The 17,256-nt window shown below is 66.2% G+C and carries 17 protein-coding genes and 1 tRNA gene; 6 read left to right on the forward strand and 12 right to left on the reverse strand.

Annotated elements, in window-relative coordinates; all coding sequences use genetic code 11:
- Nucleotides 1-12: 12 nt before the first annotated feature.
- The 6 genes from AWB94_RS04950 (at nucleotide 13) to AWB94_RS04975 (ending at nucleotide 4,671) form a co-directional block, all read left to right on the forward strand.
- On the forward strand, nucleotides 13-780 hold the full coding sequence (locus AWB94_RS04950; protein WP_062659529.1) for a sulfite exporter TauE/SafE family protein: 768 nt from the start codon (nucleotides 13-15) through the stop codon (nucleotides 778-780).
- A gap of 201 nt (nucleotides 781-981) precedes the next feature.
- Nucleotides 982-1,917 (forward strand): sulfite exporter TauE/SafE family protein, encoded by a 936-nt coding sequence (locus AWB94_RS04955; RefSeq protein WP_062659528.1) that lies wholly within the window; start codon nucleotides 982-984, stop codon nucleotides 1,915-1,917.
- A 40-nt stretch (nucleotides 1,918-1,957) separates the two neighbouring features.
- Nucleotides 1,958-2,031, forward strand: a tRNA-Pro gene (locus tag AWB94_RS04960).
- A 123-nt stretch (nucleotides 2,032-2,154) separates the two neighbouring features.
- Nucleotides 2,155-3,366, forward strand: coding sequence for a tyrosine-type recombinase/integrase (locus tag AWB94_RS04965; protein ID WP_062659527.1), 1,212 nt, complete (start codon nucleotides 2,155-2,157; stop codon nucleotides 3,364-3,366).
- 147 nt (nucleotides 3,367-3,513) lie between these two features.
- Nucleotides 3,514-3,783 (forward strand): helix-turn-helix domain-containing protein, encoded by a 270-nt coding sequence (locus AWB94_RS04970; protein WP_081812807.1) that lies wholly within the window; start codon nucleotides 3,514-3,516, stop codon nucleotides 3,781-3,783.
- 282 nt (nucleotides 3,784-4,065) lie between these two features.
- Nucleotides 4,066-4,671 (forward strand): helix-turn-helix domain-containing protein, encoded by a 606-nt coding sequence (locus tag AWB94_RS04975; protein WP_163642408.1) that lies wholly within the window; start codon nucleotides 4,066-4,068, stop codon nucleotides 4,669-4,671.
- 41 nt (nucleotides 4,672-4,712) lie between these two features.
- Here the strand turns inward: AWB94_RS04975 and AWB94_RS04980 are convergent, their stop codons facing one another.
- The 12 genes from AWB94_RS04980 to AWB94_RS05030 all read right to left on the reverse strand — a co-directional run bounded on the left by AWB94_RS04980 (nucleotide 4,713) and on the right by AWB94_RS05030 (nucleotide 17,120).
- Nucleotides 4,713-5,351 carry a hypothetical protein gene (locus AWB94_RS04980; protein WP_051579160.1) on the reverse strand — a complete coding sequence of 213 codons (639 nt, stop codon included), beginning with the start codon at nucleotides 5,349-5,351 and terminating at the stop codon, nucleotides 4,713-4,715.
- 90 nt (nucleotides 5,352-5,441) lie between these two features.
- Entirely contained in the window at nucleotides 5,442-6,152 is a 711-nt protein-coding gene (locus tag AWB94_RS04985; protein WP_131805409.1) for a hypothetical protein, read from the reverse strand.
- A 170-nt stretch (nucleotides 6,153-6,322) separates the two neighbouring features.
- Complete coding sequence (locus AWB94_RS04990) at nucleotides 6,323-7,462, reverse strand: hypothetical protein (protein ID WP_062659526.1); 1,140 nt, start codon at nucleotides 7,460-7,462, stop codon at nucleotides 6,323-6,325.
- A gap of 132 nt (nucleotides 7,463-7,594) precedes the next feature.
- A complete protein-coding gene (locus tag AWB94_RS04995) occupies nucleotides 7,595-7,975 on the reverse strand; it encodes a hypothetical protein (protein ID WP_131805408.1) in 381 nt (126 codons plus the stop codon).
- Nucleotides 7,976-8,097: 122 nt separating this feature from the next.
- Nucleotides 8,098-8,853 (reverse strand): S1 family peptidase, encoded by a 756-nt coding sequence (locus AWB94_RS05000; protein WP_085122361.1) that lies wholly within the window; start codon nucleotides 8,851-8,853, stop codon nucleotides 8,098-8,100.
- Between the two features lie 107 nt (nucleotides 8,854-8,960).
- The gene (locus AWB94_RS35685) at nucleotides 8,961-9,884 is read right to left on the reverse strand and encodes a DUF3310 domain-containing protein (protein ID WP_230021188.1); all 924 of its coding nucleotides are present in this window, start codon (nucleotides 9,882-9,884) and stop codon (nucleotides 8,961-8,963) included.
- Nucleotides 9,881-10,105 carry a hypothetical protein gene (locus AWB94_RS05010; RefSeq protein WP_062659523.1) on the reverse strand — a complete coding sequence of 75 codons (225 nt, stop codon included), beginning with the start codon at nucleotides 10,103-10,105 and terminating at the stop codon, nucleotides 9,881-9,883. Before AWB94_RS05010 ends, AWB94_RS35685 begins: the two co-directional genes overlap by 4 nt.
- Nucleotides 10,106-10,274: 169 nt before the next feature.
- Nucleotides 10,275-10,397 (reverse strand): hypothetical protein, encoded by a 123-nt coding sequence (locus tag AWB94_RS36050; RefSeq protein WP_264021135.1) that lies wholly within the window; start codon nucleotides 10,395-10,397, stop codon nucleotides 10,275-10,277.
- A 5-nt stretch (nucleotides 10,398-10,402) separates the two neighbouring features.
- Nucleotides 10,403-10,768: a hypothetical protein gene (locus AWB94_RS05015; protein WP_230021191.1), complete on the reverse strand. Its 366-nt coding sequence runs from the start codon at nucleotides 10,766-10,768 to the stop codon at nucleotides 10,403-10,405.
- Nucleotides 10,769-10,850: 82 nt separating this feature from the next.
- Nucleotides 10,851-11,978, reverse strand: a complete 1,128-nt coding sequence (locus AWB94_RS05020; RefSeq protein ID WP_062659522.1) for a MinD/ParA family ATP-binding protein — start codon at nucleotides 11,976-11,978, stop codon at nucleotides 10,851-10,853.
- Between the two features lie 82 nt (nucleotides 11,979-12,060).
- Nucleotides 12,061-14,400, reverse strand: coding sequence for a hypothetical protein (locus AWB94_RS05025; protein WP_062659521.1), 2,340 nt, complete (start codon nucleotides 14,398-14,400; stop codon nucleotides 12,061-12,063).
- Between the two features lie 2 nt (nucleotides 14,401-14,402).
- Nucleotides 14,403-17,120, reverse strand: coding sequence for a putative type IV secretion/conjugal transfer ATPase (locus tag AWB94_RS05030; RefSeq protein ID WP_062659520.1), 2,718 nt, complete (start codon nucleotides 17,118-17,120; stop codon nucleotides 14,403-14,405).
- Nucleotides 17,121-17,256 lie beyond the last annotated feature (136 nt).

Genomic DNA, 17,256 nt, shown 5'->3' on the forward strand with positions numbered 1-17,256 from the left:
TCTGTTGCGCACATGGTGCTCATCGCGCTGGCCGGGGTGGGTGCCGGTGCGATCAACGCGATCGTCGGTTCCGGAACGTTGATCACCTTTCCGACGCTGGTCGCGCTGGGCTATCCGCCGGTTACCTCGACGATGTCCAATGCCGTCGGGCTGGTGGCCGGCGGGGTATCGGGAACCTGGGGTTACCGCCGCGAGCTGCGCGGGCAGTGGAACCGGTTGAAATGGCAGATCCCGGCATCGCTGGTCGGTGCCGGGTTGGGTGCGTGGCTGCTGCTGCACCTGCCCGAGAAGGTGTTCACCCAGATCGTGCCGGTGCTGCTGATCGGTGCGCTGATCCTGGTGGTGGTCGGCCCGCGTATCCAGTCCTGGGCCCGGCGCCGGGCCGAGGAGTCGGGCCAGTCGGCCGAGCACATCTCGGTGCGGCGGATGGCCGCACTGGTGCTGGCCACCTTCGCCGTCGGTATCTACGGCGGGTACTTCACGGCGGCGCAGGGCATCCTGCTGGTCGGAGCCATGGGTGCGCTGCTGCCCGAGTCGATGCAGCGGATGAACGCGGCCAAGAATCTGCTGTCCCTGCTGGTCAATGTGGTTGCGGCGGTGGCCTACACGCTGGTGGCGTTCGACCGGATCAGCTGGGCGGCCGCCGGGCTGATCGCGGTGGGGTCGCTGCTGGGCGGCTTCCTGGGCGCCCACTACGGGCGGCGGCTGTCACCCAATGCGCTGCGCGCGGTGATCGTGGTGGTGGGACTGATTGGGCTGTACCGGTTGTTGTCGGTGTAATCTGGCCGATGGCTTTGGCAACGGGAGGGCACAGATGGGTGAGCGCGCGATCGCGGCGTCGCCGTCGGCGTTGTGCGCCCTCGAGCCTTTCTGGCCGTCGCGCCGGTTGATGGCTTTCGACGAGTGGTGTTGTCCGCGTCCCTGACGCCCCCACCCGTCCTCCCGGTCGCCGCGCGGTGACCGCACCCCCCGAAAGCAGCCATGCGTTCGCTTCTCATCTTCACGCTTGTCGGTGTCGGCGCCCAGCTGGTCGACGGTGCCCTCGGCATGGCGTTCGGCGTCACCGCCTCGACCCTGCTCGTGCTGTCCGGGGTGGGCGCGGCGCAGGCCAGCGCGGCGGTGCACCTCGCCGAGGTGGGCACCACCTTCGCGTCCGGGCTGTCGCACTGGAAGTTCAAGAACATCGACTGGCCGTTGGTGGCCAAGCTCGGTGGTCCGGGTGCGCTGGGTGCGTTCGCCGGCGCGACCGTGCTGTCGTCGTTGTCCACCGAGCAGGCCGCCCCGCTGATGGCGACCATCTTGCTGGGCATCGGCCTGTATGTGCTGTTGCGGTTCTCGATGCGCACGCCCCTGACGTTCGGGGCGCGCGGTACCAGCCACAGTGCCAAGTTCCTTGCCCCGCTCGGCTTGTTCGGCGGGTTCATCGACGCCTCCGGCGGCGGGGGATGGGGCCCGGTGACCACCAGCACGCTGCTGTCGCAGGGCAAGACCGCGCCGCGCACCGTCATCGGTTCGGTGAGCGCGTCGGAGTTCCTGGTATCGGTGTCGGCGTCGCTGGGCTTCCTGGTGGGGTTGAAGCAGGATTTCCTGGCCAACTGGCCCGTGGTGGTCGGATTGATGGTCGGCGGCGTGCTCGCCGCGCCCCTGGCGGCCTGGCTGGTGAGCCGGGTCAGTCCCGCGCTGCTGGGCACCGGGGTCGGCGGGGTGATCGTGCTGACCAACAGCCAGAAGCTGCTCGCGTACTTCGGGGTGCATGCGCCGGCGTCGACCGTCGTGTACGCCGTCATCGTGGCGGTGTGGGCGGCGTTGGTGGGCTACGCCTGGCGGGTTTCGCGGACGCCCCAGCCCGCCGAACCGGCCCCGGCCGAGGACGCGGCGGAAACCGATGGGGCGATTGTGGTCGGGCGGGCCGGCTGAGGTAGAGTTTCGTCCGCTGCCGGCGATCCCGGCGGCACCGCGGGCTGTGGCGCAGCTTGGTAGCGCACTTGACTGGGGGTCAAGTGGTCGCAGGTTCAAATCCTGTCAGCCCGACAACGAAAACCCCCTCTGACCTCGGTCGGAGGGGGTTTTCTTGTATCCGGGGGTTGTGCCAACTCGCTCCCCGATGACACGCGGTGACACTCAAGCCTCTGTTTCGGTCTACAGTTCCGTGTCATGGCGCGCATCCCGCACTACGTCAAGATCGTCACCACGAAGGGCGGCGAGGCCCGCTACCAGGTCCGCATCGAGACCGGCAAAGTCGACGGGAAGCGCCACCAGGGCAAGCGCAATTTCAAGAAGCTGCAGGACGCCATCGACGCATACAGCGAGGCGCGCGGCGACCGATCCCGCGGGGTGCAGGTGACACCTTCAGGTGTCACGCTTCGTCAGGCCGCCGATGCCTACCTGGATGCGCTAAACGCCCGGCCCAACACCCGCACCGCCTATGCCGCGGTGCTGCGCCCAGCGATCGAACGATTGGGGGACCGTCCGGTGCAGGAGCTGCGCCGCGACGAGATCGAGAAACTTGTCACCGACATCTCGACCAAAGCGGTGCCGTCAGGGGACTGGCGCAAACCGTCGAAGTTGCCGGCGGGGGTGAAAGAGACGTGCGGGCCGTGGGCGCCAGGCAGCATCAAGCACATGCTCTCGCGGCTCGGTGCGGTGTACGGGCGATTGATCGAGGATGGGACGGTGCTGCGGAGTCCGCTCGATCATGTGAAGGGCCCGGCGCGGGTCAAGCGCGCCAAGGTGACGCTGACTGTCGCGCAGTGCCAACACTTGTTCGATCATCTCGAGTCCACCCGGGACCGCCTGGAGCACATGCACCATCTGGCGCTGCAAGCCGGCATGCGTCGTGGCGAGCTGGCGGGCTTGAAGTGGGATGACATCGATCTGGAGGCCGAAACGATGACGGTGGCGCGCCAGCGTGTACACAGCGAGGCTGGTGCCGTGGAGGCCGACACAAAAACCGACGCCGGCCGCCGCACGCTCCCGATCCCTTCGACACTGCTGCCCGTGCTCAAACGCGCTGTGCTGCGCTCGGAGGCAGAACAGAAATTGGTCGGTAACCGGTGGCAGGGCGATGGGACCGTCGTGTGCGACGAGTTGGGGCGCGCCTACTACCCCACGACCCTGAGCTATATGTGGCGCAATGCTCTCGCCGACGCCGGGCTACCTCACGTCCGACTGCACGACGCGCGCCACACCTGTGGAACGTTGATGCATCTCAACGGGGTGCCGATCGCCGTCATCGCAGCGGTGCTGGGCCATACCGACGCCAGCTTCACTCAGCGGGTGTACGCGCACTCGCAGGAGGATGCGGTGACGCAGGGCATGGCGGTCTACGCGCGGGTGCTCGAAACCCGCGAGAAAGCCGCCACCTAGCGGTGCTGTCACGTCCCTGTCGGCAATGGCATGGACAGGAGCGAGATGCATGTGCCGATGCACGCCTGCGATGCATTCATCTGTCTTCGGCGGCGTGTCGTGTGCTCGCACTGGACGTGGTGGCGTTGAGCGCAGACCATGGAGTGCATGGCGGGCAGTGAAGGTGGCAACGACGAACTGGTTCAGGCAGTAGTCACGCTTCTGCGTGCCGTCTCGACGGGGGCCACCAGCGCTCCGCCGCCACGAGCGCGCAAGCTGCTGCGGGTTGCCGAAGCTGCAGAACAGTTGGCCATCTCAGAAGCCCACGTGTACGCACTCATTCGCTCCGGGGAGATCCGCAGTGTGAAGCTCGGCAACGCACGCCGGATTGCCCCGAACGAGATCGAGCGCATCATGGCCGCCAGTGAGGCCAGTTGACCCGGTGACGCCTGGCGACCGTGAGGTGGCTGCAGCTGCATCAAGGAACGCCGGCACGCAGATGTCGCCGTGGGATTGCAGCTTGGCGCAGCCGATCTGGACCGCCGCTGAACCAGCGGAACACAGCGGCGGCGGCGACGACGGCAGGGCTGCCGCCGCAACACACCGGTCCAACTGAAGCGGCTGTGCCTGTAAGTCGTCAGACCTGCGGAAGTGCGTCGACGTCGGAGTGTCGGACTCCCGCACTGGCGCGTATCGCGAGATATGCGCACGATGGTGCACATGCAACTGGACACGCTTCTCGACGTGGTGGCCACCGCGCTCCGCGAGCGTGAGCAGCAGCCGCAGGCGGAGCCCGACACGCTCACGCTCGCAGAAGCCGCAGAGTGGCTGGACGTGTCACGCTCGGCTCTGTGCGCAATGCTGCGTCGCGGCGAACTCGCCAGCATCACTATCGGTTCGCGCAGGTTCATTCAGGCGTCGGCCGTTCACCGACTCTTCGACGCTGCTGCCGGCACCGCGCCGAAGCCGGAACCGGACAACAGCTACCAAACGCATGTACGGGCGCCCAAGAGGACAGCCGTCGCACCGTCGCCACCGTCGCCACCTCCGCTGCCGGAGCAAGCAGGCAAAGCGCGGGCCACGGGTGAACCGCGCCTATCGCGGCATCTTCGGGCGCTGCCCGCGCTGTCGCCCGCCTCGGCTGCCGAAGCCGAGGCGGCGCCGGTGACGGTGCACACCATGGATGAGGCAGCCGAGTTGCTGGCGTGTAGCAAGGGCAGGGTGCGTGCGATGCTGCGCGACGGCCGGCTGACGCCGGTCACCGTGGGTCGCCGCGTGTTCGTCTCAGCGCGAGAGGTCGAGCGCTTGATGGCGCCCACGTCGTAACCCCACGGCGGGTGGACGCGGACTTGGACATCGCCGTGGCGTTACCGGCGCACCAACGCGCGAGCACCGCGAGTCGGAGCTGCCCCGAATGATTCGACTGTGTAGTTGCCGCCACCGCCGACGTCACGGTCGTCGCGGGCGTACTCGTCGTTGCCGACGATGATTCCGCCGCTGCGGGATGTCCACTGAACCGCGTGGAGGTGGCGGAAAAGGGATGCGGCCAGTGGGTGTGCGTGTGCTCGCTCGGGGGCATGGTTGTTCTCGGAGACGTCCCAGGTGACGGTGTTGCCGGCCAGGGTGATGGTCGCGTCGAGGCCGCAGCGGAAGACGGTGTGGGTCTTGCCTGCGCCGTCTCTGTGGCGGGTGATCACTGACTCGCGGATCGCCTTCTGTGACGGCTTGCGCCAGCGGGTCGCCGACGTGTTGCCGCGGCGCTCCCAGTGGCACATCAGAAAGTGTGCCTGTTCGCTCAGCGTGCTCACGATGGGATCGTTGGCGATCCGGGAGTGGTCGGCCCGCTGTGCGGGGGTCATGGTGCGCAGTCGATTCCACGCGCGATCGGTCTCCGCGGTCAGCGCCGCGATCTGCGCATCAGCGGCACGCTGCAGGGCGGCGCGCAGCTGGGCGGGCTGGCCGGTCGGCAGCGTGATGGTTCCGTGTTCCCAGGCGTAGCGGCTCATAATTCCCCTTCGTTGTGTTCTCTAAAACAGAGAATAGACGAGAGGTGTGACAGGTCGCGGGCGGCCGTTCCGCGGTGACGGCGTGGTCACCTATTCGGTCGCGAAGAACACCGGGTCGGAGAACATGGCGATCGTCAACGCCCACAGGCCATCTGCGTCGGCAGGCACAGCCACGCAGGTGTTTGCTTCGGCAACCTCGCCGGTGTGCAGCTCACCAAAGCCGAGCAGCGAATCGGGAATGAAGCCACATTCGTCGCCATAGGTGCGGCTGTCTGAACCGACGAACTCCACCCAGATCTCGAGCGCCGGCCTCACGGGGTCGTCCCCGGTGTACGTCGCGCGCACCGGCACGATCCAGAACTCCATGCCCGGCGACGGTGCGGGATTGGACGGATCCGCGGCGGCCACCTCGGCGGTGGCCTCGCGCGGTGCGCCGAGCGTGACCGTCCACCCCGGCTCGGTGACCGTTTCCCCGATCAGCAGCGGGTTCTCCCGGCTGCCGGGTGGCGCACCGGCACCAGGGCCCTCGCTCGCACTGACGGATTCAGTGGGTGACGGCGGCTCAGCGCTGTCGAAAGCGTCATCGAAAACACCGCGCACCAGATCCATCAACGCGAAGCCGCTCACCACTGCACCGATCACAGCCACGACGACCGCGCCGGCGCTGGTCGCCTTCGGCCGCCCCGGCAGGCACAGCCCCACAACACCGAGAACGAGCGCGACTGGCAGCAACACTGCGCTGACCAGCAGCACAAACGGAGCGGCGATCAGCCCGAGGACCGCGACGGTCAGCGCGACCAACCCGACAGTGTTGCGGCGTTTGGCGTCCAGCTGCGCGAACGGATTCGGGTAGCCCGATGGCGGCGGGTAACCGCCAGGCGCAGGTGTCGTCATGGTGGCCCTTTCCGAGTTGAGGCGTCTTGCGTGCCTGCATCAAACCTGACGCGAATGCTGAGAGTGGTCGGTGGCGCCTACCCGCCCGCGGCGGGGGCTGGGTTGGCGGCCAGCCACAGCTCCAGTGCGGCGGGGCCGATTTCCTTACGGGTTTTCCTGTTGAGTCCGAGCTGGCGTGCCCGTTTCTGCACCTGGTTGATGAGGTCCGGCTCGGCGCTCCACGGCAGGGGTTTTCGGCTGTGCCGCGCCGCCCGCGCGGGCACTGCGAGCAGATCGGATTCGGGAAACATGGTGAGCAGCGCCAGCATCTGTTCGGGCTTGATCGCTGCTGCTTTGCCCTCGGTGAACCAGGTGAGAACTTCTGTCTCGCTTGCTTCGTCGACGATGCCCTTGTTATGGATGAAGTCGTTGCGGATTCGGCGGATGTCGCCGAACAGTGGCACACGAATGTCCCGCGCGTCCCACGGGTCTCCATCCGGCGCGGCGCCGTGCGCGGCAGCCACCCGTGCCCGGAACTGCTCGTCCCACAGCGAGTGCATGTAGGCGAACCACTGACCGTAGAGAAGATGCTGGACCGGCGAGAACCGGTCGAAGCTGACGAACCCGGTCTGCGGTGTCAGCATCGTGATGCCGCCGTGCGTCGCGATTTCGAGATCGCGCATGGCGATCCGGCCGGGGCCCGCTGCCTTCACGATCTGGAAGCGACTGACATCGAGATAGGCATCCGCCGGCACTCCTGCCCCCGCGGAGTACCACTCGTAGAGCTTGGTGACCACCGCGTACTGGCCGCTGAGCATCACCGCCAGCGACAGCGTGAACTCACTGCGCAGCTCTTCGACGATGGCTTCCAAAGTCTCCGGGGCAGCCGCGGGCGCGGTGAGCGCTGCGCGCATGGGCGCGATACCTGCGTAGATCGCATCGAGGGCCGGTACGAGTTCTCGTGCAGTCCATCGTTGACGGCGACCGGTCGTGGCGGCGCGGATCGCCTGTGCGAGCGCGGATGATGTTCGGCGCAATTGCAGGTCGTCGGCCGTGTCCAGCCGGGGGAGGTCGCGCAGATAGTGCCCAGGTGTGGTTTCGCGTAGCGCCTGCGACGGGTCACCGGCGATCCACTCGTCTTGACGCGGGTGATGCCGCATCGCATCGGCGAAGTTCTTGACGACCTGTTCGAGTTCGTCGAGCTGCTGAATCCAGTGCATGAGGTTGCCGCCTGCCATGCGCTCAGACTCCCACGCTGTCCGGCGATCATGCGCCAAGCTCGGGCACTCAGACGTATCGCGGCATCTGCGTCGACAGAACATCTCGACGCAGATGCCGGCGCCTCGGCGTCAGCGGGACCGCGAAATGGATCAGGCCAAGGGGCCCAGGTCGGGAAGATCGGGCGGGAAGGACCAGATCATGTCGCCTTCCTCGGTCAGCACGGTGAAGCCGTTGGCCCGAACCAGCCGGTCCTCGTCGTCGATCGTGCGGGGCCGGAACGCGAAGCCCGCAGCGCCGTCGATGCCCTGATCGGCGGGAATGTTTGGGTCGAACTCGATGACCACGTTCGCGTCGCGGAGCCGGGCGTGAAACGAGTGCACCCGTTCCAGGTCGGCGGTGTCCATGCCCCTGCCGCCTGTTGCGATGAAATCGCCGTGCAGCTGCATCAGCGCGTAGACGGGGCTGGGCTGCAACTCGAGGGGCACGTCCCATGGGAAGTGCAGTCGGGCAATCTCCAGGGGCGTGGGCACGCGGTGGACCTCCTAGACGACGCTTGCTCAACGTAGAAGCTAGCAGTCCGTGAAGGCTGCTCGTGCCCGCGCGTCGGGGAATCTGCGAGGACGTGACAGTTCGATGTGCGGTACGGGATCGATCAGATGGTGAGTCCCCATCTGGTCATCCACGGTTGAATCAGCTCGGCGATGGTGGTGCCGCCGCAATCTTGAGCGCCGGTGTGGTCGACCTGGCAGTCAGCTTGGTCGTCGGGCGTGGCGCTGTTGACCGCGATCGCGGTCACCGTGCCATCACCGTTGTCGCGGTAGACCGGGCCGCCTGAATCACCGTGGCGGTTGAACGCCCCGAAGTGCACCTTGCTTGACGTCACTTTCGTGACCGTCCCGCACGAGATCCCCGAAAAGGAGCCGATCTTGCACAGACGTTGTCCCACGCGCGGGCGCTCGACGGCGGTGATCGGCATGCGGTTCAGCAGGGCGATAGCCACGGGGACCGCCGTGGCGCTGAGCCCGACGAGGCCGATGTCGGGAAGAGTGGCGTTGAACGGCTCCCCGGGCGGGCTTTCGTAGCCGTTGCGGATGAACGACCCCAACGGCTCGAAGTCACCGGTTCCGCGGAAGTAGATCTCTAGCAGTCCACCCTCGTCGCAGTGGCCGGCGGTGAGCATCAGCGGGGTGCCGGCGCTGTCGTGCACGGTGAAGCCGGCGGTGCAGGCGCTGATGACGTTGCCGGAGGGATCAAGCGAAGACACGGGGTAGCCGGGGGCGATGACGTCCACCGGCGGGGGTTGGGAGTCCGCCGGTGGTGAGCTGGCGATGAGGGTGACCGCGGCTGCGAAGAGTGCCGCGAACGTGCGCGGCAGGCATGTAGACGCGGATGAGGTGGTCTCAGACACGGAATCAGTGTCGCAGCTGTGCGCGTCTGCGTGCGGGTTGCCGCGGCGAGGTGACGGTCCCCGTCAGCGGCGCCCGTCACGCAGCGATTTCCCACCCGTGCCCTATGTCAGGAAGGAAACGCTGACCGCAGCCCGAGAACCGCGTCGCGGGCTCCGTCCCAGTCCATCGCAGCGATGGCGCGGTAGAAATCCGCGGCGGCCGGATCGGAATCGTGGTCTGCGACGCACCGCAACATCTCGGCCGCCGCTGGCGGGGTGTGGAGGCCGACCCCGCCGTGCAGAAGAGCATCCCCACCGCCGAGCAGGTGCCGGGCAGCGCAGATGATCCGTCGCCACCGACCGGCAGCCGCAGCATCGATCAGATGCTTGGCGGCGTCATCGAGATAGAACAGCGACTTGTCGAGATCCTGTGCGGCATTGCCCTTGTCACCTCGGCGCCAGACGTACTTGACGGCATTACCGAGATCGAAGCTCAGCAGTCGCGTGACCGTTATGCACTCGATCCCGCTGGGATGGCTGGTGTAGTGCGACGGATGGTTGACCGGATCGTGCGCGGCTTCGGCTGTTTCGACCGGACCGTCAGTGGCTAAACCGGTTACCACCTCGTCCCAGTTGACGCGGACCAGCCACTTGATATGTTCGGCCGCGCTTTTGAGCTCGTTGCCGTAGTTATACGCGGCCATTCTGTCCCACGAGCCGTTGCTTGACGTGAGTCGAGCAGGAGCGGGCTGCCCCAACCGGCGAGCGGCACTGGCGTTCCATCTGTCGGCCCATTCCAGGGTGACATGAAACCGGGTGTCGCATTCGCGCGCCAGCTTATCGACGGCGTATCTCGCACCGAACCGCTGCGCCGCTAGATTGCCGGGCAGCGTGCGCTCGACAACTGCCCACGCATTCGCGTATGCCGTGTCGTAGTCCGGGGATGCTGTGTTCGCACGGTTCGACAGATCCATCTGTGCCGCGGAACCGGTCTCGGTCGCAGCCTCACCGGGGGCACGCTGAGCGGCCAAGAGTCTCGCCAGGGCGCTCATGCGGGGGACACCTCAACGGTGATCTGGGGTGCGAGCAGTCGCAGATCGATGACACTGGCCATGTCGGGGCTGATGAGTTCAGCGAGATCGCCGGCTTTCAGCATCACCGTTCCGTGGGTGCTGGCGCGGAGGATGGCATCGGCGGCGAGGTCGTCTGCGTCATCGAAAGTTCCTGTGTAGACAGGAAGATCGGCAACACGAAGGGTGTAGGTCAAAGACATGGACGCACCGTAGATTCGACAGCTTCGCCCCAAAGGACGCGGCGCGTCAGGGTTCAGCCGAGCCACTGGACCGCGGTTGCGCAAGTGACCGCACCCTGTAGCCGGCGAGTGCAGATATGACAGTGCCCCCATTGCCTTGCGGCAATGGGGGCACTGTCGGTCGGGCGAGCTACGTCTTCAGCTCTTCGATCTCGAAGTCACGGTTGGCAGCCAGTCGCTCCGAACAGACGACCAGCGCCTCCGACTCATCCGGCACGTCATTAACCACGAACGTCACCACGTAGCTGGGCACGCCGGTTACGCCTTCTTCGGAACCCGAATGGTGGCCAGGCCGCGGCTGGCGAGCACCTTCGGGGTGGCCCACCCGGTGTCGATGAGGCGCGCGCTCTCCTCGTTGAACGCGGTCGCCGCCTCGATCACCACGTCGTTGAGCTTGGCGTTCTCAGCGTCGATCTCGGCCTGCAGCGCGGCGATGCGCTCACGGCCATCGGCGCGGCCCTCCTCCAGATCACTGACCGCCTGCTCGTGGAAAGAGCGCAGCTCCTCCAGCCGGTTCAGGCCATCGGTCAGGATCGCGGCGGGGTCCTCGACAGCGGCGCTGTCGGTCGCCACGCCAGACGAGGTGAAGGAGTCGGTGCTGTTGTCGGTGTAGGTGTCGGTCACGGTATTTCCTCTCGGTTCGATTGTCGGCCCCACCGGCGGTGGGATCTAGTCGTCATGTGCCGGGGATCGCGCCGGCGTCGCATCAATCAGGCAGCTTGCTCATCACCTCTGCGGCCAGCCACACGTACGGCAGCTGAGTGGTGCGGTCTACAAGGTCCAGGCTCATCGGCCCGCCCTCGCTGATGTGGGCGTCCCACGGAATGGTCACGACCGGAGTCGAATACGCATCCACGACCCGGGTCCGCTCGGCTGCCACGTCGATGTGGCCCTTGCCCGGGTGGGTCTGCACGAACACCACCACTGCGTTGTGCAGCAGGTCGATGTACTTGCCGCCGAACCGTTTCAGCGTGTTGATCAACACGTGCAGCTCGTCGATCGAGTCGGCGGTGGTCGCAGCGGTCAACACCAGCTGATCCGCCAGTGCCAGCCCTGTATGAAACACCGGTGAGTCGATGTTGAGGCCGAAGTCGATCAGGGTGATGTTGAAGTAGTCGCGCAATACCGCCACTGCGCGCTCCAATTTCTCAGGTGTCAGGAATCCTGCGCTGTCCGCGCTGGAAGCGCCGAGCACACGCAGCCCGGAACGGTCGGTGAGCAGATAGCTGCTGACATCGGAGTCGCGGTGCAGGTTGGGATCTGAGGCCAGTGACACCACCGAACGCGCCGGCTGGCTGTTCACGCCCCTGGTGCGGTCGGTGATGTTGCCCAGCGGGTCGATCGACGCCGCGACGATCTTGAGCCCACGCTGATGAGTGGCCATGGTGGCACCCATGTTCAGCGTGGTGGTCGTCTTACCCCCGGCGCCCTTGCCGGAGAGGACCGCGATCGTCTTCGGGCCACGCAGCGTGCGCTGGATCTGTGCCACGCACCGGTCGTAGTGAATCTCGTCGGCTCCCTTGGGCAGATTGAGGCCGAAGCGGTTGGCCACCGCTCGCCATCCCTGCTGCGGGCCCTCGGTACGTACGCCGATGCGGGCGCTGCGGTTGCTGTCGTTGGGACCGGTACTGGCGGTCCGGGTGTCAGCCGGCGCGCTGAATGTTCCACCACGCGGTGCCGGCTGCCACTGCGGCGCTGGCGGTGCCGGCGGCTGCGGTAGGGGAACGTCGTCGAACCGCGGCGCAGCAGCGGCGGGGCGGTCGATCAGCTCGGCGGGTGCGTTCTGGTACTTCTCGCGCAGCCGCCGTGCCACGTCGTCGTCCTGCACGTTCATTGGTTCACTCCTCGATGTCTGCGGGTGGGCACATGCTGGCAGCGCCAGCGCGTGTTCGCCTGGGGCGGCGCGAGTGCCGCGCTTAGAACGGATCGCCGAATCCCATGCCGTTGGCGCGCACCACTCGGTGGTCCGGGTCGCTACTCAGCCGCAGAGCCAGGCGATTGTCCTCGGGTGGAAGGGTGATCCGTACCGGGTGACCCGCGGCAGCCAATGTGACGCCTACCTCTTCGATCTCGGTTTCGATCGCTGCTGACGCCAGAAAATCCGCCGGCGGGGCAATGTAGGACGCCGGGTTGCGGTTGATACCCGGACGCAAACCCGACGCCGAGCGGTCCTGGTGAACCTCCGCAACGGGGGACGTGACAGCCTGGGACCCGCCGCGGGCCCACTGCAAGTGCTTGCGCCACCCGCGATTCCACGTGGCCTGGTCATTGACCGTCACGGTCTCATCGGCCGCACCGGATGCGGCCTCGGCGGAATGGGCCGTGGCAGCTATTGCATCGGTGAGCACCAGCGCGTTTCCGTGCACAGGCGTTGGCGTGCCGAACGGCACCGGGTCCAGCGGGGCGCCGGGTCTGAACAACCGCAACATGTCGCGCAGTGTGCGCGGCGCCGGCGGGGGCCGGCCCGTCGACACGAACGTCGCGCCGACCATGCGGGCCGCTGCGTCCAGCGCAGGATCGGCGAACTCGTTGCCCTGTACCGCTGTTGTCGGCATTGTGAACGTCATTGCCAGCGTCTGGGCCCCGGCCAGCACAGAGCGGCGATCACCGTCGACGTCGGGGCCGGAGACAGTCGCGCCAGCCGGACTGTCCGCGTTGGTCGCAGATTCACCCGAAACGCCATCGCTCTCCTCATCGGTGACGATCGCGCGATCGTCACCGTCGGCCTCGAAGGCCTGGGCACGGCGATCGGTGAAGTGACCGCGTGTATCGAGCACCGCACCGGCAGCGGCACCAAGCTCGGCCGGGTCAGCATCGGTGGGCTCTGCACGTGACTCAGCGCTACCTGCGACGGTGACATCAATGGGAGTCGCCGTCGGCGCGGCAGCCGTTTCAGCCAAAGCCATGGCGGGTGCAGTCAAGGCTTCCACCGCCGCGGCATCAGCTGCACTGACTTTCTCGGGCACGGTGTCGGTTCCTTTCTTCGCCGCATCGCGCGGTGCGGGAAGGGGTTTGGAGGCAGCCGATTTAGCCTCCTCATCGCGTGCCCACTCCCACGTCTTGAACTGCTTGAACACGGCGTTCATCGACGCTGCCGGGGCGACGCCCAGCGTCTTCTCCAACGTGATGTTGGCGTCAGCCTTGAGCAGACGCACCAGTGCCCCGGTCTCCGCCGTGATCTTCACGATGGCCCACGCCGCCACCGCGAAACCGATACCGAGCCCGATCATCAGGGCGAACGCCTGTCCCGCTGCGTTCTCGATGTTGAGCAGGCCCAGCACGTTGGACGCGAAACCCGAGACCATGGCAGGCAGGCCCACCGCGACCATTGAGGTAACCACGGCCATCACCAGATGGCCGACCGCGCGAGCGAACATCTCCGAGAGCGACTCGAATCCGCGCCGGCGCGGCACCGCGGCTGCAGCCACCCACGCAGTGGCCACCACCGACAACACAGACAGCGACAGGTGCAGCACGTACTTCCAGGCAGCCACCGCCGCGAACACCAGCATTGGCAGTGCCGGGAAGATCAGCATCAGCAATGCAGTGAACAGCGTGTCCGGGCCTGCACGGTTCTGCCCCTCAGCGAAGCAACCCGACGCGACCGACAGCTCCTGTCCCGACATCATCGCCGTCGACCAAGCCGCGCTGCAGCTGTCGTTGAACGCCGCACCGTAATTCAGCGCCAGGGTCGGGGTGCGAATCGAGTTGTCCACCAGCGCCTGTCCGGCGGTCAGCGTGGTGTCAGCTCCGCTGCCGGTGACCGCCGCGGCGATGCTCACCGAGAATCCGTTGGCCAGCTCCATCGTCCGGGTGATGAGCATGAACGGATCGTGGGTGAGCACGACGACGCCCACCACGAGCGCCAGGGCCACACCGATGCGGTCCAACGTCTCGCTGTTGAACAGTCCGCTCGTGGTCGCCGCGGGGCGCGAACGCATCGCGGAGACCGCGACGATGCCCAGGCCCATACAGGCAATCGCCCACGGCGGGACCACCGCGTACAACGGCGCGGTGATCTGCTGATACAGCTCCGAGAGCGGGTCCAGCCAGGACGCCGAGGACAGCACGAGGCCCATCAGCCCGTTGGCGACCACCGCCACGGCTTTGAACGCCGCGTAGACCATCGCAGTGGCCATTCCGAAGATCCACGAGTCGTGGTTGGACATCGCGCTGCCCAGGTAGTGGAGCTGATAGCTGCTCGCCGGTGCGCCGTCAGAGTCGTCGGCGGTGAACAGATCGAGGAACGTTGCCATGCTCAGCGCCCCTGACCCGGCTCAGCCGCGTGACGACCGTTGAGTGGTGGTGCGGGCGCCGCCGGCCGCAGGTCACCAGCGGCGGTGAGGTCACTTTCACGGATCATCCGCGAACTCGTCGTGTCCGCGAAGCGGGCCAACGAATCGGACAGGATCGGCAGGTACTGCACCCGTACGGTGTTGTTGTTTCCGTCGTTCCACCAGCCCTCGCCGTAACGGCCTGCGCGAGTGAGGTTGTTGTTCTCCGGATCCGGTGGGCTGGTCTTGTTGACCATCATGTCCACCAATGAGTCGAGAACCGGCATGTCCATGAGTTCGAGCGCTGCGGCGGCATTGTTCTTGTTCTTCTGACGCAGCGCGGCTTTCTTCTCGATCATCGCGTAGTTGTGGTCGAAGTCGTCGGCGTGCTGAGACGCGGCGACGATGAAGTTGGCGTCTTTGCGGCCGGTTCGGTCAGGTGATCGGATCAGCAGCTCCACCACATCCTCGTTGCCTTTCAGGAAGCTGATCTCGTCACCGAAGAACACACAGGTGCCGCGGATCTGACCGAACCGGTGTGCCGTCATCCGCGCGATCGATCCGTAGACCGAGGCTGCCCATTTGTTCAGGTCGGAGGCAGCAGCGGGGTTTTCTCCGCGGTACACCGGCAACTCATGGGTGCGAAATACCGTGGCGTGGGGGACCTTGCCCGACTCCATACGCGCGGCGAGGTCGGCGATGTCGTCGAACGGCGCGGCGCCCTGGTCGCCGGAGGCGCGTGCCGGCGGATCGATGAACGCCGCGGTGAACGGAAGAGCTGCCCAGTGCTCGAAGTGACGCAGCAGGATTCGTGCTTCCGGATCACCGGTGGTCGTCAGCCACTCCATCAGCCGGCGAGTGCTGGTGATGCCGCGAACCGCGCGGAAGTCGGGGTGCAGGATCTTGGCCAGGAAAGCCGCTTCGGCAGACTTCGTGTCGATCTCGAACAGCGGCAGGTAGTGCGCCATCATCACCGTCTCGGCGACAGGGGAGGGCAGGCACTTGAGGAAGTCCATCGACACCCGACCGCTCGGAGTTTCGCCGGTAGCTGCGTTGACGACCTGCACCCGGGCGATCCGCCGCGCGTAGACCGCCCACTCGCCGTGCTTGGAGTGATCGATGGCGGTGGCATAACGGTTGAGCGCCGTGACAAACAGGAAGATCAGCTTCATCAGATGCGACTTGCCGCCTCCCTGGGCGCCGGTGAGTGCGATAGAGGCGTTGCCTTTGTCGGTGGCATTGAGCAAATCGAGCAAGATGATCTGACCGTTGGCGTTCTCTTTGTTGACTGCGATCGGCATGCCCACCGCATCACCGGCGAAGCTGCGCCGCACCGGCATGGCGCCAGAGAACCAGTACGCCGTCGAGGTCTGCAGCAGATCGTCACCGAGCCGGGTCCGCCGAGACCCCGGCATCATCATCGTCCACAGCTCCTTCTGCCCGCCAACAGGCAGCAGCGGGGTGTAGTTGTTGGAGCGGAACTGCTGGGACACCGCAGAGATTCGGTTCTGCAGATAGTCCAGGTCGTTGGATCCGAATGCAAAGATCGCGGCCACCTGCATGCCGCGGGGTCCGGACTTGGCGCGGATGGCTTCGTGGAAGCGACGCAACTCGCCGCGGCGGTTGTCGTAGTCGTAGGCCTCGAATTCGTCATCGGCGTTGGCCGTACCTTCGGAGACGAGGTCACGTTCGGTGTTCGACATCGCTTTGGTGTCGACGAGATCCTGCGAGAAGCGCATCCGGAGAGTGAAATCCGCGTCGCCGCCGACGGCCTGGTCGACCAGGTAGGTGAAGCTCGACACGGCGTCGGTGTAGCTGCTGGGGTAGCGTGCGATCCCGAACAGCGACTGGTAGGACACGGGACCGTCCGGCATCTCCGCGGTGCGCTTACCCGGATTCGCGATCGACATGATCTTGCCGGCCGACAGTGTGCGAAACCTCCTGAACAGTGACAATTTCCGGTCTGCCTTGGACAGACTCTTGGTGTAGTCGCGGCCGTTGTCGAGGTCGCGCAGGAACGTCGAGTAGAGCGCACTGGCCTCGGCTGCTTCGTCGAAAACGACCTCGGGGTAGGCGTTCTCGGTCGGTGTGGCCGCAGGGGGAGCAAGCCCTGGCATCAGTGGCACGGCCAGTCCCCGCGTAGTGGCGCGATCGAAAGCCCAGTCCACCGCCGCGGGAGTGGTGCGCCGCGGCTTGAACTCGGCTGGGATCGCCGCGAAGCAGCGCTTCTCGAACTCTCCGAGGTCGGCCCAGTCCAGGCCTTCGTGGGGGTCGGTCTCCACCACGGCCGACACAAGCCGCTCCGACATCCGCCGCCGTGACGGCTGGCTGATCGCGAGCCAGTACACCCGGTCGAACTCGACGAACTCACCGGTCACCATGCGCCGGTACAGATCGTTGAGAAGACCCTCCAGATACCGGTAGCGCTGCGGATCCCAATCGGGGATGCCGCCGGTGATGGCGTTCATCGTCTCCAGTGGATCGCGACGGACACGGAACCCAGTCAGCATGATGTCGTCGGACGGGATCTCCGACAGCGCCGCGTAGAGCAGTTCGTGGCTGTCCTGCGCCGAGGCGGCGGTCTCGGGGCGGTAGCTGTTGACGTTGAGTCCGCGCAACAAGTAGTTGCACCAGACGCTGCCGTCCTCGGAGAAGATCAGATTGTCGCGACGGGTGCGCAGTTTGGGCACATGTGATCCCACGAGTTGGTCCCTTTCTCTACAGACCCGGAAGGTCGAAGTTCGCGCTGCGGCGATGTTTGAGGGCTCTTCATGATTGAGGGTGTAGAACGGTCAGCTGCTGTCGGCCTGTGATTGGGGTGTCTGGTTGGCTGGGTGT

This window comes from Mycolicibacterium canariasense (genome assembly GCF_002101555.1).
GTDB lineage: Bacteria > Actinomycetota > Actinomycetes > Mycobacteriales > Mycobacteriaceae > Mycobacterium > Mycobacterium canariasense.